25 protein-coding genes are annotated in these 22,403 nt (G+C 37.2%); 2 read left to right on the top strand and 23 right to left on the bottom strand.

Annotated features, from left to right (window positions below; all coding sequences use genetic code 11):
* Positions 1 to 29: 29 nt before the first annotated feature.
* A complete protein-coding gene (locus EDD72_RS00595) occupies positions 30 to 479 on the top strand; it encodes a DUF1885 family protein (RefSeq protein ID WP_243643732.1) in 450 nt (149 codons plus the stop codon).
* Between the two features lie 151 nt (positions 480 to 630).
* Here the strand turns inward: EDD72_RS00595 and EDD72_RS00600 are convergent, their stop codons facing one another.
* From EDD72_RS00600 to leuC, 21 genes are all read right to left on the bottom strand, one after another.
* On the bottom strand, positions 631 to 957 hold the full coding sequence (locus tag EDD72_RS00600; RefSeq protein ID WP_132766697.1) for a YolD-like family protein: 327 nt from the start codon (positions 955 to 957) through the stop codon (positions 631 to 633).
* Positions 954 to 2,192 (bottom strand): DNA polymerase IV, encoded by a 1,239-nt coding sequence (locus tag EDD72_RS00605; RefSeq protein WP_132766824.1) that lies wholly within the window; start codon positions 2,190 to 2,192, stop codon positions 954 to 956. The genes EDD72_RS00600 and EDD72_RS00605 overlap by 4 nt, the downstream gene beginning before the upstream one ends.
* Before the next feature lie 287 nt (positions 2,193 to 2,479).
* Positions 2,480 to 2,827, bottom strand: a complete 348-nt coding sequence (locus EDD72_RS00610; protein ID WP_132766698.1) for a DUF1292 domain-containing protein — start codon at positions 2,825 to 2,827, stop codon at positions 2,480 to 2,482.
* A 42-nt stretch (positions 2,828 to 2,869) separates the two neighbouring features.
* The gene (locus tag EDD72_RS00615; RefSeq protein WP_132766699.1) at positions 2,870 to 3,373 is read right to left on the bottom strand and encodes a hypothetical protein; all 504 of its coding nucleotides are present in this window, start codon (positions 3,371 to 3,373) and stop codon (positions 2,870 to 2,872) included.
* Positions 3,374 to 3,448: 75 nt separating this feature from the next.
* Positions 3,449 to 5,239 (bottom strand): KamA family radical SAM protein, encoded by a 1,791-nt coding sequence (locus EDD72_RS00620; protein ID WP_165894863.1) that lies wholly within the window; start codon positions 5,237 to 5,239, stop codon positions 3,449 to 3,451.
* Positions 5,240 to 5,533: 294 nt separating this feature from the next.
* The gene (locus EDD72_RS00625) at positions 5,534 to 6,184 is read right to left on the bottom strand and encodes a TorD/DmsD family molecular chaperone (protein WP_132766701.1); all 651 of its coding nucleotides are present in this window, start codon (positions 6,182 to 6,184) and stop codon (positions 5,534 to 5,536) included.
* A gap of 161 nt (positions 6,185 to 6,345) precedes the next feature.
* Entirely contained in the window at positions 6,346 to 7,455 is a 1,110-nt protein-coding gene (locus tag EDD72_RS00630) for a 4Fe-4S dicluster domain-containing protein (RefSeq protein WP_132766702.1), read from the bottom strand.
* Between the two features lie 68 nt (positions 7,456 to 7,523).
* Positions 7,524 to 7,706: a twin-arginine translocase TatA/TatE family subunit gene (locus tag EDD72_RS00635; protein ID WP_132766825.1), complete on the bottom strand. Its 183-nt coding sequence runs from the start codon at positions 7,704 to 7,706 to the stop codon at positions 7,524 to 7,526.
* A 385-nt stretch (positions 7,707 to 8,091) separates the two neighbouring features.
* Positions 8,092 to 8,832, bottom strand: a complete 741-nt coding sequence (locus tag EDD72_RS00640) for an N-acetylmuramoyl-L-alanine amidase family protein (protein ID WP_132766703.1) — start codon at positions 8,830 to 8,832, stop codon at positions 8,092 to 8,094.
* Between the two features lie 289 nt (positions 8,833 to 9,121).
* Positions 9,122 to 9,664, bottom strand: coding sequence for an inosine/xanthosine triphosphatase (gene yjjX / locus EDD72_RS00645; protein WP_132766704.1), 543 nt, complete (start codon positions 9,662 to 9,664; stop codon positions 9,122 to 9,124).
* A 98-nt stretch (positions 9,665 to 9,762) separates the two neighbouring features.
* The gene (locus EDD72_RS00650) at positions 9,763 to 10,611 is read right to left on the bottom strand and encodes a patatin-like phospholipase family protein (RefSeq protein ID WP_132766826.1); all 849 of its coding nucleotides are present in this window, start codon (positions 10,609 to 10,611) and stop codon (positions 9,763 to 9,765) included.
* 190 nt (positions 10,612 to 10,801) lie between these two features.
* On the bottom strand, positions 10,802 to 11,749 hold the full coding sequence (locus EDD72_RS00655) for a 5-oxoprolinase subunit C family protein (RefSeq protein ID WP_132766705.1): 948 nt from the start codon (positions 11,747 to 11,749) through the stop codon (positions 10,802 to 10,804).
* A gap of 5 nt (positions 11,750 to 11,754) precedes the next feature.
* On the bottom strand, positions 11,755 to 12,525 hold the full coding sequence (locus EDD72_RS00660; protein WP_132766706.1) for a LamB/YcsF family protein: 771 nt from the start codon (positions 12,523 to 12,525) through the stop codon (positions 11,755 to 11,757).
* A complete protein-coding gene (gene pxpB / locus EDD72_RS00665) occupies positions 12,515 to 13,267 on the bottom strand; it encodes a 5-oxoprolinase subunit PxpB (RefSeq protein WP_243643733.1) in 753 nt (250 codons plus the stop codon). Before pxpB ends, EDD72_RS00660 begins: the two co-directional genes overlap by 11 nt.
* A gap of 30 nt (positions 13,268 to 13,297) precedes the next feature.
* Positions 13,298 to 14,533, bottom strand: a complete 1,236-nt coding sequence (locus EDD72_RS00670; RefSeq protein ID WP_132766707.1) for an NRAMP family divalent metal transporter — start codon at positions 14,531 to 14,533, stop codon at positions 13,298 to 13,300.
* Positions 14,534 to 14,588: 55 nt separating this feature from the next.
* Positions 14,589 to 14,777 (bottom strand): hypothetical protein, encoded by a 189-nt coding sequence (locus tag EDD72_RS00675; RefSeq protein WP_132766708.1) that lies wholly within the window; start codon positions 14,775 to 14,777, stop codon positions 14,589 to 14,591.
* Between the two features lie 66 nt (positions 14,778 to 14,843).
* On the bottom strand, positions 14,844 to 14,996 hold the full coding sequence (locus EDD72_RS12405) for a hypothetical protein (RefSeq protein WP_165894865.1): 153 nt from the start codon (positions 14,994 to 14,996) through the stop codon (positions 14,844 to 14,846).
* A gap of 52 nt (positions 14,997 to 15,048) precedes the next feature.
* A complete protein-coding gene (locus EDD72_RS00680) occupies positions 15,049 to 15,825 on the bottom strand; it encodes a putative hydro-lyase (protein ID WP_132766709.1) in 777 nt (258 codons plus the stop codon).
* Positions 15,826 to 16,163: 338 nt separating this feature from the next.
* Entirely contained in the window at positions 16,164 to 17,141 is a 978-nt protein-coding gene (locus EDD72_RS00685; protein ID WP_132766828.1) for a bile acid:sodium symporter family protein, read from the bottom strand.
* Between the two features lie 41 nt (positions 17,142 to 17,182).
* Positions 17,183 to 17,791 (bottom strand): 3-isopropylmalate dehydratase small subunit, encoded by a 609-nt coding sequence (leuD, locus tag EDD72_RS00690; protein WP_132766710.1) that lies wholly within the window; start codon positions 17,789 to 17,791, stop codon positions 17,183 to 17,185.
* Between the two features lie 15 nt (positions 17,792 to 17,806).
* Positions 17,807 to 19,213 carry a 3-isopropylmalate dehydratase large subunit gene (leuC, locus tag EDD72_RS00695; protein WP_132766711.1) on the bottom strand — a complete coding sequence of 469 codons (1,407 nt, stop codon included), beginning with the start codon at positions 19,211 to 19,213 and terminating at the stop codon, positions 17,807 to 17,809.
* A gap of 119 nt (positions 19,214 to 19,332) precedes the next feature.
* Here leuC and EDD72_RS00700 point away from each other — a divergent pair, with 119 nt between their 5' ends.
* Complete coding sequence (locus EDD72_RS00700; RefSeq protein WP_132766712.1) at positions 19,333 to 20,229, top strand: LysR family transcriptional regulator; 897 nt, start codon at positions 19,333 to 19,335, stop codon at positions 20,227 to 20,229.
* A gap of 116 nt (positions 20,230 to 20,345) precedes the next feature.
* Here the strand turns inward: EDD72_RS00700 and rarD are convergent, their stop codons facing one another.
* On the bottom strand, positions 20,346 to 21,275 hold the full coding sequence (gene rarD, locus EDD72_RS00705) for an EamA family transporter RarD (protein ID WP_132766713.1): 930 nt from the start codon (positions 21,273 to 21,275) through the stop codon (positions 20,346 to 20,348).
* 131 nt (positions 21,276 to 21,406) lie between these two features.
* A complete protein-coding gene (locus tag EDD72_RS00710) occupies positions 21,407 to 22,384 on the bottom strand; it encodes a nucleoside triphosphate pyrophosphohydrolase family protein (RefSeq protein ID WP_132766714.1) in 978 nt (325 codons plus the stop codon).
* Positions 22,385 to 22,403 lie beyond the last annotated feature (19 nt).

Raw genomic sequence — 22,403 nt, forward strand, 5'->3', positions numbered from 1 at the left:
GCTAAAATGAGTATAGTATTTGCAATTATATGGAATTAGGGGTGGATCGAAAATTGGGTAGAAGCGCATATATCAAATTAGTGGATGGTTCAGCACAACAAGAAATTACAATTGAGGATGTAAAAAACCTATTAGACCAATATGTATCGAGAATGACAAAACTTGGTGATCAGTTAGATTGGGAATACGAAAAATCAGCTTTCCCGTATACTGTTCAAGAAAAAATGCAAGATGGAGAAAAATACTTGCAACTAACGGCTACCGATCCTCTTTATACTTTCCTTCTCATTGGTGTAGGTAAGGAAGAAGCGGATGGCAAAACTCGTCATTACGTACAAGTTACAATTCCTGATGAAGAACATCGTACACCCGGGGATGTAGCAAAAGGTAATGAATTTACCAAATATCTTGGAAAACACTTAAAAGCAGAAACACATCTTTTTAATGGCCGTATCATTTATAACAATCCTCGTAAATAATAGGCCTTATCTTTAGGATACATATTAATGAAAGCGTTCATTTTTGAGCGCTTTTTTGTTTATCTTTGGGAGTTCTTTACCCTTTTTGAGTCTCTACTGGTTGCCATTTTGTTCTCCTCCTTAAGGAAATCTGGTGAAGGTTACGAACTTATTATACTAAACTCACATCCATAATATCATCCATCGTAATCCATGTATAATCCTCTTGAACAGTAACCTTGAGTCTTCTTAATTGATGGTCGATCTTTCGTATCTTTCCCTTGATTTTCTTTTCTCGATATGGCTCAAAAAGGGTAATTATCACTTCAAGGTCATTGACCATCGCTTCGGAAATCGATTGAGCGATCCATTCTTTTTGTTGTTCATCCAATAGTGGTTTTTCTTTTCTGCCTGCTTCTTTTAATCGTTCATTTAATAATTGCCGATGTTCGGCTAACATCATCCGACTTCCTGTCCATAATAAATTCCCCCGATTCATGCTTCATGACCCCCTATCTTGCTTGCACGATCAAACAATAGTCCCGCAGATAATAAGGATGATGCGCGAAAAATCGCTGTCCTGCCATACCGCTCGCGAATCTCATCCATCACTTGACCGAGTCGTAGCTTTTTGATCGGATCAGCAAATAGACTAAGCTGTACTTGTCGATCATCTTCTAATTGAGTAATATTAATTCCAATACTCCTTACAGGTTTACGATCCCAGAATCGATGAAATAATTGTAAAACCGCTTGATAGATTTCCATCGTATTATTGGTGGCTTCAGGAAGAGTAGTTTGCCGATGAAAACCTGTGGGACGATCAAAATCCGCTCCCCGAAGGGATACATGAACGGTTCGTCCCTTTTGATGCATTGACCTTGCCCGTCTACACACTTCTTCTGTAATTTCAAGAAGGACCGTTTCAATCTCCTCTTGAATGTAGTAATCCCGTGGTAATGTGATACTATTGCCAATTCCTTTTTGAACCTCTGTCGAATTTCGTTCAACTGGGGAATAATCAATTCCTTGAGCACTTAACCACAAAACATGCCCCATAATCCCCCAGCGTCTTTTCATTTCCTCTAAGGAACGGTTGGCTAAATCACCGATCGTATAAATCCCAATTCGTTCAAAGTTTCGCTTCATTCGACTTCCCACACCAAATAGTTGGTTAATGGCAAGTGGTGAAGTGTATTTTCGGTAATTTTGACGATTTAATTCAAAGATCCCTTCTTTATTCTTCTTTGCAAAATTATCACAGGCCATTTTCGCTTGAATCTTATTTTCACCAATACCAATCCTCGCTCGAACCCCTACCTCTTTCCAAATTCGCTCTTGAATCATTTTGGCCATTTGTAAAGGTGGCCCAAAAAGAGATTGGCTGGCGGTTACATCTAGAAACTGTTCATCAATCGAATAAACTTCAACCTGATCAGTAAACTGTTCTAAAATGTGGGTAATCTGAATCGATGTATCAATATATTTTTGCATATGGGGTTTCACAAATTCGACATTAGGACAAACACTTCTCACTTGCCAAACTGGCATCGCTGTTTTGACTCCTGCAGCCTTTGCTTCAGGATTGGCAGCTAAGGTAATTCCGTGACGTTTGGCTGGATCACCAACAACAGCAACTGGTTTGCCCATTAATGTCGGATCAGAAGCGATTTCAACTGATGCATAAAAACTTTGCATATCCACCAAAAAAATCACTTTTTTCTTTGCTTTCATCGCCATCGCCCTTTTTACTTTGTTGTATCATAAAAAAGAAACATTCGTTCTTATTATATCTCATAGCAAAGAATTTTAGAACAGATGTTCTTAATTTTCAATAACAAAAACGATTTAGATCCACTCGATTATGGCATCATATTTGTAAGTATAATAAAACCCGAATGAAGGACTTTTTTAAATGTCCAAAATTCGGATGATTGATCACCATCTGAAAGGTAATCAACAAGCAAAAAATAAATCCCTCGTTATCCGAGGGATCTTTCAGTCAAAACATGTGTATCGAATTAGTCTTGCTCTTGCTGCTCGTCATATAGTTTTTCATAAACAGCTAAGACTCGATTCCATTCCTCATCATCTTCAATATCCACTAAAACTTCCTCACCGTCTTCTTCTTCAAGTCGTAAAATGATACCTTCTTCTTGATCGCCTTCAGAGGAAATTAATACAACATAATCCTTGGAATCAACTTCAAACCATGTCACAATATCAAATTCCTTTTCCTGACCATTCTCATCTAAAAGAATCACCTTATGTTCGTGGTGGTGATCATGGTCATGATGATGATGGTCACAATGCTCATGGTCATGGTGATGATGGTGATGGTGGTTGTGATCGTGTTTATGATCGCTCATTTTATCATTCCTCATTTCTAATCAATTTGCTCTATCGTATCATTAAAAGGTGATGCCGTCAAAATATTTTCCTCTTTTTATGATCGTATTCGAGACTTTTTGCAATTTTAGAATTTCTGCTTTTTTCATCGATAATTGATATTTTGCTGCTAGATAGGTAGCTTCGGCAAAGTTTTTATCTGTATGACAGACAATTCCTTCTGTTGAGAACGGGTTGTCAAAAAGGACTTGCCATTCTCCATCACGTTCTTCTTTAGGGACAATTTGATAGAATTCCTGTTTATTTTGATAAAGTTGAGTAATTTCATCCCAGAAATATTCCCATGTTGGACTAAACCGATACAATTCAGGGAATAACTCTTTTCCTAATTCTATCCAATCCTGCATCTGTTCAAACCCATTTTCATCTAATTTTTTCAGTTCTTCGTGAAAAGATCGAATCAATTCGTTAAAAACGGCAAAACCACCTTGCTCTACCGTTTGTTTATAAACTTTTTTTTCTTCCTTCGTTGTAAGTTTCTTGAAGTCATCAAACCATTTACTCATTCAGCACAATCATCCTTCCAGTTTATTTCCATTTTATTCATTTTGAATACCAATGGAAATAATTATAATTAATTTTTAATAATAGTACCAGATAGAACGATAGTCCTTAATCCTTTCTCCCCTTTTTTCTAATTCTTTTAAAAAGGTATAAATAGGTACATCACGATATAAGAACGTTTTTTGACGGAACAAATGAGCATCAGAAGGATAAAATTCATAGATTCGTGATCCATCCGCGAGAATCATGATCAATTCATGTTCTTGAGAAGCTCTTAAATAATTCTTACCAATACCCGGAATATTAAACACTGCCTCATCTTCGCGATCAATACCAGGAGCAAGTCGTGACTCCTCATTTTGCTCTTGAATCATTCGTGCAATCGGTACTCTTTCTTCAGGAGTATCTTTTTTAGCATTGAAAGAATAATAAGGATCCACACCGATCAGTCGAAGTTGTTTTCGTAAAGCAGACATTTCAAAGCGTCTGGAATTGTCAATCGTATAAATCGACTGATTATAGACATGAACTCCTGCTTTTCTTAACTTTTGAACGACCTCCATTGCTTCTAAGGTAACCTCATATGCATGTTCAAAATGAGTCATTAAAGAAATTTCTCTTCTACCTGAGATCTGATAGGAACTTAAAAGGTGTACTAATGAATCGGTGATGCGATTTGGCAGAATGACAGGGATCCTTGTCGAAACACGAATTCGCTGAATGTGAGAGATATCCGCTAGACGAGATAGTATCTCTTCGATAATATCATCATCAAAAATGAGGATATCCCCTGCTATCAATACTTCAGTCACTTCAGTATGCTTTTCAAACCAACGAACAGCACGATCAATTTTATCCATCTGTACTGGTTTTTTCTTCCCAAGTGCATCATTCATTTCCCAATTTCGTTCCCCATATAAACAATATTGAGTATGCGTCGGAATGGGCCTGAAAATAGCAATCATCGGATAACCCCTGCGGATCGAGATCTCTTCCGGTGTTTGTTTTGGATTATTCAAAGGTTCCGTATTCTGACGTTTTTTCATCTCAATCAACCGTTGAATATAATGAAGAGGAGGAAAAGCATGGTTGCGAATAGCATGGTCATATTTTATCGAAGAATCGCTTAGATCCAGCAATGACAAGTAATAAGGGGTAATCCCAAAAGGAATCTGATGTTCATTGGCTAATAGGATCGATTCTTTTTCTTTTTCAGTCAGTTTCGTAAATGATTCTAACTCTTTCAAATCACGGATCACATGTTGACATTGCCAGTTCCAATCCTTCCATTCCTTATCCGTAATCCCGAACATGGATTTAATCATTTCTTGATTCTGTTTTCTTTGCTTAATCACTTGATAATCTAATCCACTAGGATAACGTTTCATCCACGTCTTAACTTCTTGAGACAATTCGTCAAGACGACCCCATTCAGGTCGGGTAGCGATTGGACTATTTTCCTCTTTTTGCTCTAGACCAGTCTTCCCTTTTAACGCCCGTAACAAGAAGAGAATCTCATAGGCAAAACTTAAACTCACCTCAGTGTGACGATGATCTAGGCATTTTTTTAGATTACTAAGAACAGAAAAATGGGTTAAGGATTCATGCCGAGGTGAAAATAGATTTTTTAAGACATGAAGAGCTTGTTGTGAACGATGACGTTGTAAAGAATTCATATAACAGGATTCTAGACAATGAAGTTCAAAATGAAAAAAATATTGATAAATTTCCTTTCTAATTTGTTCTTCATCTATATCTTTCATAATGATCTGGCAAAAACCAGGGTTTTCTTTTTGAATCTGTTGAATGACTTCTTCTATTCTATCGGAATCGACCACAATGTCTTCTTTTTCAATATCAAAAATCACCATTCTCCCCCCCAATACTTCTAACCGAAAAAAAGTAAAAGACCTTTGTTCATCTGATTGTACCAAATCTATATAAAAAAAGGTGAAGAATCAAAAAACATTCAAGGAATTGTTAAAAAGTAAAAGATATGAAAAAACTTACATGTTCTCATCATAGAATCATGCAAGTTTAAGAAATAGAGAGTACAATCATATTGTTAGAAAGTATACGTTCCATCGGCGTTGATATGGATAGTTGTTGGTGATGTTGTTATATGATAAGTACCATTATCTTGTTCCATTGATTCACTCCTTTCAGACGGAATCTTCGATTTGATTGATGTTGGCTAGACTTTGTCGCTCATATGAAATGATTGCGATCAATACATCTGTCACATCTAAGTAAAATTGACTGTTCTCAACCTTCGTTAACTCTGTTCTAAAATCATCCAGCCAATCAAAGTGATCGACAATCAGCTGGTATACTTGTCTAATCGTACCGTTCTGAACCAAAAAGGTTAAAAACTCCAATAATAACGTGAGATGATCAGGCATGCTCGTATATTCTTCTGGTATTTCTAATTGAAATTGTTGATATAAATGACGAAGATGTAATGCTGAATCTCCATAATAATATCCTTTGCTCGTTGCGTTCGGTAATGATGCTGTTGGATCTTTAGTCCATACTTTGTAGACAGATTCTACAGGAGGAGCGTAGGGTTGTACTACGCCCATAAAACAACGAACATAAAGCTGTTTCATCTCTTGGAAGCTAGTAAATCTGTTTTTGAAAAAAACATTAGGTTTTGGATAGCCCATGAATCCAGTTAATTCTTCTAGGCGTTGATCAATGAGGCCCTGTACTACCTCTTGATAAAATTCCTCTGTCGGAAATTTAAAAAATTCAGCAAGTATTAAATAGATCTCTTCTACTACTTCCTTTTGTTCCAATCCGATCTCTGACATGGTTTTTCTCTCCTTACATCTACACCCTTTTTAATCAATTACAGATGGTGAATTGCCCGCTCTGCCCAAGTGATAGAGTAAATGTTATAGACAACTTCATGATTACCTAGAACATACACATGATGATACACGCATCCAGAAGATGTGGATCGGGTTTTTCATTAGGATTGAAAAAATCTTAATGGGTCCTGTTCTTTTTTGGCGGAACAGAATGTACAAACATTCTCATCTGCTTTTGTTCTAAACTCATCACCACACTCAGTACAAATCTTTCGAGAAAAGCTTTTTAATCGATTTGTTTTTTGCTGGACATACTCCTCAAAAGTAATTGCCTGAAATTGAATGCTTGTTTCTGGGCAAGCATTGCAGTTTTTACAAGCTATACATTCTACTGCGGAGAAGACTAAACGACTTTCATTTTCGTCGTTTTCCCATCGCAGTGCTTGAGTTGGGCAAAGACTCTCACAAATATTACATCCAACACAGGAATCATCGATATGAATTTTGATAAACTCTGCTTCTGGTAGAGTTCTATTTGTATATCCTAAATCTATATATTTTTGAATAACAATTTGATTAAAGATTCCTCTTTTATAAAGAGGTTTTTCTTCATTCGTTAAACTGATCGTTTTTGGATTCTCTTTTTCTTCTTCCTCTTCTGGTAGTAACACTTCCCTTAAATTTTTTATCGAAAATTTTTTCAATAAATCTCTTCTTGTTATTCCACCCACAATTTCATCTTTTTGTTCCATTGTAAGTGGTTCTTCCGTAACTTCAATTTTTAATGGTATTTGGTAAAGATTTATTTTTTCCTGTAACTTTAAGAAATGTTGTTTTGGATTCAAAAATGCATATTCGCAGTTTTGACAAGGTTCAATGGTAAAATTTAATCGTTCTTTTCCTTTTCCATAAGTCAAAAGTATTGGCACATCTAAATATAGATAACACGGAACCTTAATTCCCTTTTGATAGGATTCCATTCTTTGACATGTAATCCGAGCCTCTCTGTGTTCTTCGATTTGCTTTTGCAACTCATGGTAAGGTTTTTGCACATGATCGATTGCCAAAACTGGACACGCACTCACACATGCTCCGCAATTTACGCATTTAGAATGTTGAATGACAGGAATTCGCGATTGAAAGGATATGGCTTCAGCGGGACAATGTTCAACACATTGCTCGCAGCCAATATCTTTTCGAAGATAATTCAAACAGACTTTTGGTTCAACTGAAATCGATTCACTAAGTAATCGCTGCAATTCCTCTCTCATAACCCTATGTCACCTCGAATCACCCTTTTCAATCAATCAGAAAGAAGTGCTAGAAGTTAAGAATAACACTATTTTTCCTCTTTCTTTTTGGTATCTATTTCTTCATCAATTAAGTCTCTGGTTGCGCTTTTGAATTCTTTCAACGTCCTTCCAGCTGCTCTTCCTAATTCAGGAAGTTTTTGCGGTCCAAAAATTATCAATGCAATGACTAAAATTAAGATCAACCCTGGAATACCAATATTGGATAACAAGTCCATCACTCCTCAATGAATTTGAGATTAGTTTCACAATCTACTTTACAATTTTTATTTTATAGGAAAAATAATTGAAAATGTCTTCAGATTTATGAAGATTTAACGACAATCTGTGAAAATTTTAACTTATTCATGTTTTTCACATAATACCATCATACTTCTTAATAATTCTGCTTCTTGTCCACAAATACATTAAAAAAAGGGTTGTATATTCAACGCACTCCGTTGTTCGTGTATAAATACACTTTCAGAAATGCACAAAGTGTACAAGTCACGCTACACAGCTAAAGCTGCTAGTCGTGCTATGTCGCTTATGGAATATACAAACCCACTATCTTCGAATCCTGGCTGTTGATAACCTATTCACAGATCTGTATTACCTTTATACTCGTTGAATCACGATGTTTTTCTTTCCTTGACTCACATATTTGACTACTAGATCGGCGATTGATTCTGGATTATCAAAGGCACCCACTTGTGTTCCGTCAACAATGTCACGATGAACAATTCCATCGAGTGGATCGCTATCAGTCGGCTTCTCGTCCTCATCATTCTGTTTTGGTTGAGGCTCCTTATAAACGACTCCAAAATAGTTACATATTCCTCGAACCGTATCTTTTGCCATTGTTTCTAGAAATGCAGGATTCTTTAACCGTTGTACGTCGTTAACATTATCTACGAATCCGTATTCAATAATGACGGCTGGTGCTTTTGTTTCTCGAATCATATGATAGTAGTCTCGTCCATTTGCACCAACACGTGTATATATCTTCCGAAATACCTGATGTTTTGAAATCTCAGTTTGTAGTTTCTCTGCTAATTCCTTTCCCTTACCACCAACTATTGAATAAATAATCTCTGCTCCTTCTCCACCACCTGCATTGTTGTGCATACTTACGACGATATGAGCACCACTTTTATTAGCTTTATTTGATCGCTCCTGTAGACTTACATAGGTATTTTCATCATCGGCTAGTTCAACAACTTGAATTCCATTATAAATGAGTAAGTCGCGAACTTGGTATCCGATTTTTCGATTTAGAACTTTTTCCACTAGTCCATTTGCCGAAGCACCACTATCAGAACCCCCGTGACCATAATCCAGTGCAACTAAATATGCCAATTCAAATCCCTACCTTTCCTTTTTTCTATTTCTTAGTTTATGAACATAGAATATCAAAGTTTCTAAGATAGTTAACTATTTTTTCCCCTTTTATGTTCTCTACTAAAAAAAGTATAAAAAAGTTAGGGAAAGGTGACATAGTGTTCATTCTAATCCACACATTGGTCATAGATTATTAGATTTCTGAGGTGTTAGAAATATATGCAAAGGGAGCTTTTTCTGAATCATTTACCACTCATTTTACAGTTTTGTTTTGAAAAATCGTCAGGAAACTGATTGATAGCATGATCTAATAAAGTTCGGGGTGTAAAAAGCGAGCAAAGGAACAAACGACCACATCCGTAAACATCTGGCTACGGGTAATCTGGCTATTGGTTAAAATTCCAATTGTACCTTCCTTTTTTCTTACATCATCCTTTCCCGCAATCGGATCAATGATATCGCCTAGCTCTTTTCCTTTTTGCAGTCCGTCGACAATAATCTGTGGGAGTTGAACCCGTTGACCACCACCGATTCCAATCTCCCCATCAGCGTTTACAACAGCACCCCAGTTACAGAGAAAGAAACCAAATGGAGTCTCAACTACTCCTCCTTCTAAACCAACGGCGTAATCAAGGGCACCTACATTTGTATGTTCTTTTGCATATGCCATCACCGCCGTTGCCCGGTTGATTGCCCCACGAATCGTCTCTTCATCTGAAAACGGTTGATCCGATACTCCCGAAGGTACGTTTAAGCCGATAATTTCTACTTCATACCCAATCTTCTCAAAAGCAGAACGAACTGCTTGTACTTTTGCTGGATTTTTTGATCCTACTCCAATCCGCAACATAAACTAACCCTCTTTTCTTTTTGCATATTCTCTACATTCCTTTATTTTATCATTTCTTGGCCAGATTAAATAAAAAAACAGGCCGCCTAAAGGTCAGCCTAATTTTCTATCCATCTTTTTAAATGTATGTAACTCTTTTTCGCATCCTCGTATCCCTGATGATATAATTCTTCTAATTTCTTTTGATCCTTTTCCGTACGCTTCACAGACAACGGTTGAGACGGACGAATCACAAAAGCTTTTTTCTCTTCTTCTAACTGCTTGATGAAATCTAATGTTTCATTATACACTTGATGGCGATTCACCATGGCATCGATAAGTCCTTGATATCTTGGATATTTTCTTTTTGCTAACCATTTATATTTGAAAGGCCTTTTTCGATATCCCCTATTTCTTGTAAGCACAATCACATTTTTAAGATTCCCATCCTTTATTGACTTACGTATAGGTATTGGATCAGCAATTCCCCCATCTAAAAGGGTGTATCCATCAATATGTACTGTTGGCGCTGCAAATGGAAGACTACTCGATGCACGTACAAGTTGCAATACATCTTCAACTGATTCTCGATCAAAATAGACCGGTTTTCCTGTAAAAACATCAGTAGTTCCCACGATAAATCGCTGTTTTGAATGATTGAACGTTTCAAAATCAAAGGGATCGAGTCGCTTTGGAATCTCATCAAAGATAAAATCCATTCCAAAGATACTTTTTTCCTTCCATAAATTTCGATAACTTAAATAACGGGGATCATTTACATAGTCAATAGTTACCCTTTTATTCCTTCCTTTTTGTCGAGAGATATACGAACAGGCATTACAAGCCCCTGCCGATACTCCAATGACATAAGGAAAGTACAAATCCTGTTCCATAAAAAATTCTAGAACACCTGCTGTATAAACACCTCTCATTCCTCCACCTTCAAGAACAAGCCCTACACCTTCCATTTCTGCCACCTTCTTTTGGGTATTTATTCCTTAACTATGTTCATTTTACCAAATTATTATACCAATTCATACACCAAAGGATCTCTTTTGGAAAATATAGGTTTCATTGTAAATGTGGTGACTGTGGATATTCCTTTTGCAAAAAAAAAGGCACTTGTTACCGACAAATGCCCTGGGTGAAATGCCTAAATTAACTTGTAAGTTTTGTGATCACTAATTGTTTCTCCTGTTCTATCCATAGCTCTTGACTTTTCTGAACAGATATCGGTTTAAAAGAAAGTGTTTGTCCTGGTCGAAGCTGGGCAACAAGAGGAATATCCACTGATGCGATGATTCCGATTTTTGGGTAACCACCAGTCGTTTGATGATCGCTTAATAAGATAATCGGCAACCCATTGTCCGGCACTTGAATCGCTCCTAAAGGGATCGCATCTGTAATGATATTCTGATGGATTCGATATTCTAAGGGTTCTCCATCTAACCGGTAACCCATTCGATCCGATTGTCTAGAAACCGTATAAACTGTTGAGAAGAATCTCCGGATACTTTCCTTGGTAAAATAATTGGCTTGTGGGGTAATTACGACACGAGCTGTTAGATGTTTTGAATAGGTTGGAATCAATTCTTTTGCTAAACTCCTTTTTAGCAGGTGATCTGACTTAACATCAGTTCTTCCCAACAGGATATCCCGATTTTTTAACAATCGGCCTAATCCTCCAAAGCGTCCTCGTAAATAGGTAGATTTACTGTTTAAAAAGACTTCACCATGAATACCGCCGCGAATCGCCAAATAATTAATATAGCCTTCTTCAGGAACACCAATTTCTAGATAATCCCCTTTTTCAACGTGAAACCCTTTCCACAACGGAACTGTTGTTCCATTTAATAATACCCTCGTCTTCGCACCCGTAATTGCAATATAAGATGAAGCCAATATACGAAAAATAGTATTTCCATAAAACATTTCAATTGCAGCTTCACCTTCTCGATTCCCTACAAGATAGTTTCCTAGACGTAAAGCATAGGAATCCATCGCTCCGCCCACAATAACACCATATTCTTGATATCCATACCTTCCGAGGTCCTGAATCGAGGTGTGTAACCCTGCTTTGGTTATTTCCAGTATAGGATGAGTCATCTTGATCACCCCACGATAGACTTACCAATTGGAATGAGTTCGATTTGTTCTGCTATTAATCGATCATAGACAGCCTTAGCCAAAGTAAGCGCATGTTCACCATCACCATGAACACACAATGTATCCGCATCCATTATAACCCAAGTGCCATCAGTAGCTTGTACCCTCTTTTCTTTGATTAAACGAACCACTCTTTCTGCTGCTTCGTTAGGGTCATAGACATAAGCGTTCTCCTTTGTCCTTGGGGTAAGGGATCCATCATTTTGATAAGTTCGATCCACAAAAAATTCTCTCGCTATTCTTAACCCTTTCTCTTTTGCGGCCTGAAGCAATTTCCCACCGTCAATTCCAAAAACAATCAGATTCTTATCAAAGTCATAGATGGCATTCACAATGGCTTGCGAAAGTTCCAAATCTTTATGAGCCATATTATACAGAGCACCGTGTGGCTTTACATGTTGTAATCGTACTTGATGTACATCTGTAAATGCCTTTATTGCACCCAATTGATAAAGAACATCATAATAGATTTCTTCTGGACTTACTATTATTCCTTTTCGGCCAAAACCACGGACATCATAAAACCCTGGATGTGCGCCTACAGCGACTCCCATTTCTTTTGCGAACAAAATCGTTTGATGAAGTGTCTTTGGATCTCCTGCATGAAATCCACAGGCCACATTTGCAGACGTGATATACTTCATCAATTCTCGATCATTCCCTACTTTAAAATGGCCAAAACTCTCCCCCATGTCGCTATTGATATCAATTTTCATACCCACTCATCCTTTCTATCCTCTCTATTTGCACTTGATAGATTCCTTTCCTAATCTGCTCTTCGATTTGTTCATATTGAATCAGATCGATGGAAACAAAACGGATCAAATCCCCTGCACGTAATAGAATAGGGTTAGACTCTTCTTTTTTCTCAAAAAGAGGCACAGGGGTATGGCCAATAATTTGCCATCCCCCTGGGGTAGATAAAGGATAAACCCCTGTTTGTTTCCCTGCTATCCCAACCGATCCAGCCGGAATTTGAACTCTGGGTTTTTCTAATCGAGGGGTATGCAAGATTTCAGGTAATCCCCCTAGATAAGGAAATCCTGGAGCAAATCCTAGCATATAAACTCGGTAATCGATCGATGTATGAACTCGAATCACCTCTTCACGATCAATCCCGTGATAATTAGCGACATAATCTAAATCAGGACCATATTCTCCACCATAGAGTACTGGTAGATAGATCAAACGCTGATTTTCAATCTGGTATGTCATTTTTTGGTTAAGCCAACCTTGAATTCGTCTTTTGATTTCCTCATAAGACAAAATGAGAGGATTATAGTAAATGGTCACATCTGTATAGGTTGGAACAGACTCGATAATGCCATCAACGACTTGTTTAGATAAATATTGCGCAAATGCAATGACTCTACCATTGATTTCCGGGGAAATTTCATCTCCAAATTTTACCGTAATCGCTTTGTCCCCTATAGGGTAGATAGAGGCTCTATTTCTCACCATCATTCCCCCTAACCATATATCTCTCTATTACTTCCACAAGTCAGCAATTCCTTGGAGTGAAACCCAACCGGCATAAGTTGTTATTGCAACCGCAAAAATGCCAAAAAGGATCATCCACATCGGATGTTTATAGGTTTCCCCGACAATTTTTTTATTCCGCGATCCAATAAGGATTGAACCCAATGTTAACGGTAGAATTAGACCATTTAATGAGCCAGCAATAACCAACAACGTTACTGGTTTACCTACGATGGTGAATACAAGTGTGGAGAACAAAATAAACACTATGATGATATAGTTGTTGAACTTATCAAAGAACGGATGGAAAGAACGTAAGAAAGAAACACTTGTATACGCCGCACCAATTACAGAGGTGATTGCTGCAGACCATAAAACGATACCAAAAAATTTATAACCCAAATCTCCTAAAGCAATTTTAAATGCGTCAGCAGCTGGATTTGTTGGATCTAACTTGTGCCCCGCTGTAACGACACCTAGTACTGCAAGAAATAAAAAGACACGCATAATTCCTGTGACAATAATACCGAGAGTGGAAGCACGATTGACTTCAGGAATACTCTCTTCCCCTGTAATTCCCGCATCCAATAAACGATGACCACCAGCAAATGTAATATATCCCCCAACCGTTCCACCAATCAATGTAATTATTGGTAAAAACAAGATTCCGTAATCATCTGGTAAAAAACTTTTCACTACGGCTTGTCCAACCGGTGGGTGTGTCGTAAACATAACATATCCCACAAGGATAATCATGATTCCACCTAATACTTGAGCGATTAAATCCATCACTTTTCCTGATTCTTTTATACTAAAAACAATAATCGCTAATATTGCAGAAATGACTGCACCTTTAACCGGTGAAATTCCAAAAATAACATTTAACCCCAAGCCTGCTCCTGCAACGTTACCGATATTAAACGTAAGACCTCCTAACACGATTAATGCGGCAACTAAATGTCCAAGTCCTGGGAAAACCATATTCGCAATATCCTGACCCCTTTTTCTTGATACAGCAATAATCCTCCAAATATTTACTTGCGCACCAATATCAACAATAATCGAAGCTAAAATCGCAAAGGCAAAATTCGCGAGAAATTTTTCCGTAAAAACTGTTGTCTGTGTTAAAAAACCCGGCCCAATAGCAGATGTTGCCATGATAAAGATTGCACCAAGAATAATTCCTAACTTTCCTTTTTTCTTTTGTGGCTTTGTTGTGTTTGTAATCATCGTATGATCTGCCATTCTTGATTCTCTCCCTCTATAAAATTAAATTCATCTCACGATTTCTAGTGTTTTCTTACAATTTCACAATGATTGTTTGATGATAGGTATCGATTTTGATGGATAAAAATTGAATTTCTTTAAATATTTGGTTTGTAGGGGTATTTGAAAATAAATTCCATTCCTCAAATTTTAAAAATGAAATAATCGTCGTCTTTCTTCTATGTAGACCGGATTCTTTCTTTTTTAAATTGAGTTCCGCCATTGGCGTGGATGCTGGTATTGGTTGATGTCACACATTTCTTTAGCCCCTGGAATCGTTTGAACCATATCACTCAATCGTTTTTGGAGCTCGTCTAAACGGTTGGTTAAATACTCGTACTTCACGAGTAAATATCGTAAATTCTTCTTCAGCCAATTGAGTGCCAGTTTGAAGTCCATTGAAAGATTTGGCGACCTCTTTTAACTGTTCAATTCGTTTCATGCCTAATATCAAGGGGATTTGACAAATCATTGTCAGGGAATTGGTGTTTGGTTTAGCGTGCCAGTTTGGCTGTTGGATAATCCGTAATGAGCATATGCCCTGGAGCGTGAGTAATCATGATCTCTGGTTTGCTATTTAAGACAGCGACTTGAGGTGTTACACCACATGCCCAAAACACAGGCACTTCATCTTCTGCGATGTCAATGGGATCACCAAAGTCTGGTGAATGGATGTCTTTGATACCAATTTGGTTAGGATCTCCTATATGAATAGGGGAACCATGTGCACTAGGAAATCTAGAAGTAATTTCGACAACACGAGGGATTAAAGAATAATGAAATGGTCTCATACTTACAACTTGCTTTCCCCTAAAAGATCCTGCTGGTTCAGTCTCAATATTCGTAATATACATCGCCACGTTTTTCTCTTGGTTGATGTGTTTTAAGGGTATTCCGTTATTTATTAATTCATTTTCAAAAGTGAAACTGCATCCTAGAAGAAAGGTTACAAAATCATCTTGCCAAATATCCTTTATATCCAATGGTTCATCAACGAGTTCACCATTTTTAAATACACGGTATTTAGGAACGTCAGTTCTTATATCAATTATATCATCTGAATATTTTTTTATATAAGGTGAACCGGCATCCGTAATCTCTAATATTGGGCAAGGTTTGGGATTTCTGATAGAAAATAATAGAAAATCGTAAGCGTATTTTTTCGGTAGAATGACTACGTTTGCTTGTAATCGATCCATCCCATAACCTGTCGTAGGTTTTGTAAATTCATTAGCTCTAATTTTCATTCTTAATTGTTGAACATTTTCCATTTTATCACCCCATTTTGAATAATTATTATCTTATGTGGCATATTCATGCATTTTTCTCATTCTGTCCCGATATTCCTCCCTAATACTTTTCAACATTTTTCTTTTTTATGTAAGTTATCATAATATTGTATGTCAGATATTGAAGTTATGATAAAATAATACTAGTCTAAAACTCCTCCTCCGTCAATAATTTTAAAATTTAAAAAATAATAATAATGTAAAATCTTTTTTTAACAAAAATATAGGCTTGTATGTTCTAACGCCCAAAAGATATGCTTTTAGAAGCATACATGCCAAAAGCTAAAAAAAAAAGGGTTTCCCCTCTATAAATATGAGCCTTAAGCTTTTACGTTTTTATCATTAACCTTTATATCATATTCCTCTGAATTCGAGTTACCCATTCGACGAAAAATCGTAGCAGCAATTGGACCAGAGATATTATGCCAAACGCTAAAAATGGCACTAGGTACGGCAGACAAAGGTGAGAAATGTGCTGCGGCAAGAGCAGCGCTTAAACCGGAGTTTTGCATACCTACTTCAATAGATAAGGCTTTTCTTTTTGCTAAGTCCAATTTAAATAATTTAGCAAAAAGATAACCTAATAAGAGTCCCAAAATATTATGTAAAATCACGACAGTAAAAAGAAGAAAGCCTGTTTCTGCAATCTTTTGTTGACTTCCTGCAACAACTCCCATTACAATGGCAACAATGGCGATAACCGAAATCAAAGGAAGAACTTGAGTACCAGCTTCAGCCTGTTTTTTAAATACCGTTTTTATAATAAGTCCCAATACTATTGGAATGATCACGATTTTCACAATTGACCAAAATAGTGCTCCTCCATTTACTGGTACCCATTGACTAGCCAAGATATAGATAAGAAAAGGAGTAACAATTGGTGCTAATAATGTGGTAACAGAAGTAATGGCAACCGATAAAGCTAGATCACCTTTTGCTAAAAAGGTCATGACATTAGACGCTGTTCCTCCAGGTGCACTTCCTACCAAAATAACACCTACCGCTACTTCAGGTGGCAACGCTAACCCTTTCGCTAAACCAAATGCAATGGCCGGCATGATCAAAAACTGTCCTAATACCCCAATCACAACATCTTTTGGTCGACGAAAAACCTCTTTAAAATCAGCCGCTGAAAGAGTTAAACCCATTCCAAACATAATAATCCCTAATAAAGGTACAATGTATTTTCCTAACCAGACAAATGAAGATGGAAAGAAGTAAGCTAAGACAGCAAAAAATAACACCCATACAGCAAACGTTCTTCCTACAAATGAACTCAATTTAGCTAGTGTATTCAGTTTAATCACTCCTCACAATGCAATATGAATAAATTCTTTTACTAATAAGAAATCTTGTAATATGATGGCAATTTTTCTTCATATGCTTTTATCTTTTCTTCATGTTCAAGGGTGATCCCAATATCATCAAGGCCATGAAGTAGTAAGTATTTGCGATAAGGATCCACTTCAAAGGTGAATTGTAAACCTTCATCATCTTGAATCGTTTGTTCCTTAAGATCAACCGTCAATTGGTATCCTTCTTTTTCTCTGACACGTTGAAAAATCTGATCCACTTCTTCTTCTGTTAAGCGAATGGGTAAAATGCCGTTTTTAAAACAGTTGTTATAAAAAATATCGGCAAACGATGGTGCAATAATGACTTGAAACCCATAGTCAAGTAATGCCCATGGCGCATGTTCCCTTGAAGAACCACAACCAAAATTGGCCCTTGCAACAAGAATGTTTGCCCCTTGATACCTCTCCTGATTCAATTCAAACTCAGGTTTGGGACTACCTTGATGATCAAATCTCCATTCGTAAAAAAGAAACTGTCCAAACCCAGAACGTTCAATTCGTTTCAAAAATTGTTTCGGAATGATGGCGTCTGTATCCACATTCACTCGATCTAGAGGTGCAACTATACTGGTTAATCGATGAAAAGGTTTCATAAAACTTCTCCTCCCCTATTGATATTTCCATTCACGAATATCGGTAAAGTGCCCTTTAATCGCTGCTGCAGCTGCCATTGCTGGACTTACTAAATGGGTTCTCCCATCTCTTCCTTGACGTCCTTCAAAGTTCCGATTTGAAGTAGAAGCACAGCGTTCATAAGGTTGCAAAACATCGGGATTCATCGCTAAACACATACTGCATCCAGGCTCTCTCCATTCAAGCCCAGCCTCGATGAAAATTTTATCCAATCCCTCTTTTTCAGCTTGTTTTTTTACCTCTTGTGATCCAGGAACGACAATGGCGTGAACATGCGGGGCCACTTTATACCCTTTAACCACTTTTGCTGCAGCACGAAGGTCTTCCAATCTTCCATTCGTACACGAACCAATAAACACCTTATCAATTTTCACTTCATTCATTGGTGTTCCTGGAGTTAGTCCCATATATTTTAATGCCGCCTCTGCCGCTTTCTGTTCATTCACTGTTTTAAAATCTGCTGGATTGGGTACCGATTTTGTAATGTCTGTTCCCATTCCAGGACTTGTTCCCCATGTCACTTGAGGTAGAATCTCTCTTGCATCAATTTCCACTACTCTATCATATACAGCGCCTGGATCTGTTACTAATTGTTTCCATTCTTCTACCGCTTTTACCCAGTCTTCCCCTTTAGGTGCATAACGGCGACCTTCTAAATATTGAAACGTAGTCTCATCTGGAGCGATCATTCCTGCTCTAGCTCCTGCTTCAATCGACATATTACATATTGTCATCCGTTCTTCCATATTCATTTTACGAATCGCTTCTCCGGTATATTCAATCACATATCCTGTCGCAAAATCCGTTCCATATTTTGCAATAATTGCAAGAATAAGATCTTTTGCTGTTGTACCTTCAGGCATTTCTCCATTAACCCGAACTTCTAAAGTTTTTGGTTTCGATTGTTGGAGACATTGCGTTGCCAAAACATGTTCAACCTCACTTGTTCCAATTCCAAAAGCTAGCGCTCCAAAGGCTCCATGTGTCGATGTATGACTATCACCACAAACAATCGTTTTACCTGGAAGGGTTAACCCAAGCTCAGGACCAATAATATGAACAATCCCTTGATCCGGACTATGCATATCTGCTAAGGGGACACCGAATTCTTTACAATTCTTGATTAATGTATCGATTTGTTGCTTGGCAATCGGGTCTGTTATATTGAAACGATCCTTTGTTGGAACATTATGGTCCATCGTGGCAAAGGTTAAATCAGGTCTTCTTACTTTCCTACCAGCCAACCGTAATCCTTCAAATGCTTGAGGTGAAGTGACTTCATGGACAAGATGAAGGTCAATGTAAAGAAGGCTTGGTTTCCCATCCTCTTGGTGAACAATATGTCGATCCCAAATCTTTTCAAACATGGTACGAGGTCTCATCCGTAAATCTCCTTTCCAATTTTCAAACTTTTTACTCTATTTTTAACATGTTCAATTCATTAGGTCTAAGATATAATATCTATAAATACTATAGGTTTTACCTATAATGAGGTGTTCACATGGAACTACGAGTGCTTGAATATGCATTGGTTCTAGCCCAAGAAAAAAATTTCTCCAAAGCGGCAGAGAAGCTGCATATTGCTCAACCATCATTAAGCCAACAGATCAAGAAATTAGAGCAGGAAGTAGGAATTCAGTTATTTGAAAGAAGACCAGGGGATATTGAACTTACCTATGCAGGGAGACGTTTTATTGATCAAGCTGCAAAAATACTAGATCATGTGGAACAATTGAAAAAGGAAATGATCGATGTGGCAGAGATGAAAAAAGGACAGCTGATCATTGGAAGCCTACCCATTACCGGTTCCCATCTTTTGCCATTAGCCTTACCACTTTTTCAAAAGCAATATCCGGGGATTGAGCTAGTATTAATCGAAGAAACAACTTCTAACCTTGAATCATTAACTGCTAAAGGCCACACTGATATTAGTTTATTATCTCTGCCAATTCTAGCCCCTGGGGTAGAAGGAATTCCTCTTCTAGAAGAAGAGATACTACTTGCTGTTCCTCCTTCCCATCCGTTAGCAAAACAAAAACAAGTCAATCTAGTAGATTTTCAAAACGATTCTTTTATTCTATTAAAAAAAGGGCAAGGCTTCCGTCAAATTGCTGAACAACTCTGTCAACAAGCAGGATTTCAACCAAACGTAGTTTTTGAAAGTACAAATATTGAGACCATACAATCCCTAGTTTCTACGGGAATGGGGGTTTCCTTCGTGCCAAAGATGGTTGCGAGATCTAACCTTTCTCAGGGATTAGCACCTGTTTATCTTCAAATTGGAAATGACCCACCTACTCGTACTCTTGTAATCGGATATAAAAAAGGCCGCTATCTCTCAAAAGCAGCCCTTGCATTTATTGATGTAATGAAGGAAGTAGCGAAACAGTTAAAATAATTCTACCATCGTATGTACCGTTGGGTAGAAGGGTACATTAAGATAAGTTAAAGACTTTATACCCGTATGCGCGTCACAAAAAAAGAACCCTTTTGCAAAGGTTCTTCAATCCCGAATTATACTTTTGTATTGATGATCATCGGCTGAGCTTTTTTGAAACTTGTTTTTGAAAAAGAATAAATCACTAGTGCTGCCCAAATAAAGCCAAAGCCAATGAGATGTGCTCTTGAGAACTGTTCATGAAAAATAAAGATACCTAAAAGAAGAGTAATGGTTGGTGAAATATATTGTAAAAAACCAAGAGTGGATAATTCGATCCTTTCTGCACTTTTAGCAAACCATAAAAGAGGTATTGCTGTCGCAACTCCTGATAATAATAAAAGAATTGTCGTGAAGACTGATAAATTCCCCAATGCACCTAATCCATTCCATTGTTTGAATAAAATAAATCCTAACGCAAAAGGAAGAATAATCGCTGTCTCTAGTGTTAAACCTGTGACAGAGTCTACATGTACTATTTTTTTAATCAGGCCATAAAAACCAAAACTAGAAGCTAGGATTAAGGCGATCCATGGCGTTTTCCCATAGTGAATGGTCATTAACATTACCCCGATAAAAGCTAATCCTAAGGCAATTTTTTGACCATTATTTAATTTCTCCTTTAAAAAGACCATGCCCAATAATACCGTAACTAAGGGGTTAATATAATAACCCAAACTGGTTTCAAGTACATGACCTGCATTGACTGCCCAAATATAAGTTCCCCAATTAAGGGTAATGGTAAAAGCATTTATCGTGATGAACAATATTTTTTTACGATCATGTATGACTTTTTTAATCATGATCCAATTGCTAGAAATCAATACAAGTACCACGACAAAGACAAAGGACCAAACAATTCGATGGGCAAGAATTTCAAAAGCTGTGATTTGTTTTAATAATTTCCAATACAAAGGGAGTAACCCCCAAGCTGTATATGCCAATATTCCATACAAAACACCTATCCCTTTACTATCTATTGCAATCTTTTTATCTTCTTCTAACATAACCGATCTCCTTCTACTTCAAATCAATCTAATAATTATACATTATAGCACGTTATTTGGGTGAAAAAAGGAAGCATTTTAATACTGATTGTACCTTTAAGAAAAGCACCAGCTGCAATTCAGCTGGTTCCTTAGTGATATTGCGGGATGAACAAGATAAACAGTGTCTGCTGATCTACCATTGGAATCCATTCAAACTCTAGTCCATAATAATGAAAACGAAAAGTTAACTCATGTAGACCTAGATCATTTACATCTGGTTCTTGTCCAATATATGGATCATATCGATGGAAGAACTGCAACACCCTTTGAATCGTTTTATTGCGATTTTCTTCATCAGAGATAAATTCCTCTCCTACAATTTCTAGAACTAGCGCCTCAAGTCCTTCATTTTCTCCTACTTTCCCAAAACGCTGAAAGGTAGGAAGCGTATTTTGTAAGTTCTTTTCTAATGAGAGTGATTCATCCCATTCATAGGAACCCCAAACCTTCTTCAACGATTCATAAGGTGTTCCTTTCGTCAGTTCACGAAAATGATCGAGGGAAGGTTCAGTCGTTGGATCGTGAGTGATGTCAAACCGATTCTTATCTCGCACAACATCACGATCTAATATTTGATCTACATAGGTGAAAAGCGGGATATTATTGAGATTTGCCAGTGCAATCAAATCAATGTTAAATTTAGCAATCTCTTCACCCAATCTTCGTTTCTTCTCTGTCGGTTTCTTTTTCTTATCTCCCTCATAATGATTGAGAATTCTAGCAATCTGTCCAGCCCTTATTATAAGTTTCATTAGACCTTCTTTTTTATTATTTATTAATGAAATACCATGATACAGTTCATCGATATGAATTGGATACCCCATTAATGATAATTCTTCATTCAGATCCGTACAATACTGATTCCCTACTGAAGCGGTAATGATAAATAAATCCGCAAGCTCACCACCTAATTCTTCTCTATCACTCTCCGATGTCATTATGAGCTCACTTAACTCACCTAATTCTTCAATAACTCTAGCCAACCCTGAAAGTGGTCGCCAATATCCTCCTAATTCTCGTACCGTTTTATCTACTTTTTGTTGATAATCTCGAATGGTTTCACTCATTATTCTTTTCCCCTTTTGA

This window comes from Tepidibacillus fermentans, from assembly GCF_004342885.1.
Lineage (GTDB): Bacteria > Bacillota > Bacilli > Tepidibacillales > Tepidibacillaceae > Tepidibacillus > Tepidibacillus fermentans.

Bases quoted from the DNA above. Each gene is read 5' to 3' on its own strand.
- EDD72_RS00670 (WP_132766707.1), bottom strand. From the start codon at position 14,533: ATGGCAGATCATACGATGATTACAAACACAACAAAGCCACAAAAGAAA.
- EDD72_RS00605 (WP_132766824.1), bottom strand. From the start codon at position 2,192: ATGAAAGCAAAGAAAAAAGTGATTTTTTTGGTGGATATGCAAAGTTTT.
- EDD72_RS12405 (WP_165894865.1), bottom strand. From the start codon at position 14,996: ATGAAACGAATTGAACAGTTAAAAGAGGTCGCCAAATCTTTCAATGGA.
- EDD72_RS00680 (WP_132766709.1), bottom strand. From the start codon at position 15,825: ATGGAAAATGTTCAACAATTAAGAATGAAAATTAGAGCTAATGAATTT.
- EDD72_RS00675 (WP_132766708.1), bottom strand. From the start codon at position 14,777: ATGGCGGAACTCAATTTAAAAAAGAAAGAATCCGGTCTACATAGAAGA.
- EDD72_RS00610 (WP_132766698.1), bottom strand. From the start codon at position 2,827: ATGAGCGATCATAAACACGATCACAACCACCATCACCATCATCACCAT.
- EDD72_RS00650 (WP_132766826.1), bottom strand. From the start codon at position 10,611: ATGGAAGGTGTAGGGCTTGTTCTTGAAGGTGGAGGAATGAGAGGTGTT.
- EDD72_RS00595 (WP_243643732.1), top strand. From the start codon at position 30: ATGGAATTAGGGGTGGATCGAAAATTGGGTAGAAGCGCATATATCAAA.
- EDD72_RS00625 (WP_132766701.1), bottom strand. From the start codon at position 6,184: ATGTCAGAGATCGGATTGGAACAAAAGGAAGTAGTAGAAGAGATCTAT.
- EDD72_RS00655 (WP_132766705.1), bottom strand. From the start codon at position 11,749: ATGACTCATCCTATACTGGAAATAACCAAAGCAGGGTTACACACCTCG.
- EDD72_RS00710 (WP_132766714.1), bottom strand. From the start codon at position 22,384: ATGAGTGAAACCATTCGAGATTATCAACAAAAAGTAGATAAAACGGTA.
- EDD72_RS00630 (WP_132766702.1), bottom strand. From the start codon at position 7,455: ATGAGAGAGGAATTGCAGCGATTACTTAGTGAATCGATTTCAGTTGAA.
- rarD (WP_132766713.1), bottom strand. From the start codon at position 21,275: ATGTTAGAAGAAGATAAAAAGATTGCAATAGATAGTAAAGGGATAGGT.
- EDD72_RS00660 (WP_132766706.1), bottom strand. From the start codon at position 12,525: ATGAAAATTGATATCAATAGCGACATGGGGGAGAGTTTTGGCCATTTT.
- leuC (WP_132766711.1), bottom strand. From the start codon at position 19,213: ATGAGACCTCGTACCATGTTTGAAAAGATTTGGGATCGACATATTGTT.
- leuD (WP_132766710.1), bottom strand. From the start codon at position 17,791: ATGAAACCTTTTCATCGATTAACCAGTATAGTTGCACCTCTAGATCGA.
- yjjX (WP_132766704.1), bottom strand. From the start codon at position 9,664: ATGTTGCGGATTGGAGTAGGATCAAAAAATCCAGCAAAAGTACAAGCA.
- EDD72_RS00615 (WP_132766699.1), bottom strand. From the start codon at position 3,373: ATGAGTAAATGGTTTGATGACTTCAAGAAACTTACAACGAAGGAAGAA.
- EDD72_RS00600 (WP_132766697.1), bottom strand. From the start codon at position 957: ATGAATCGGGGGAATTTATTATGGACAGGAAGTCGGATGATGTTAGCC.
- EDD72_RS00700 (WP_132766712.1), top strand. From the start codon at position 19,333: ATGGAACTACGAGTGCTTGAATATGCATTGGTTCTAGCCCAAGAAAAA.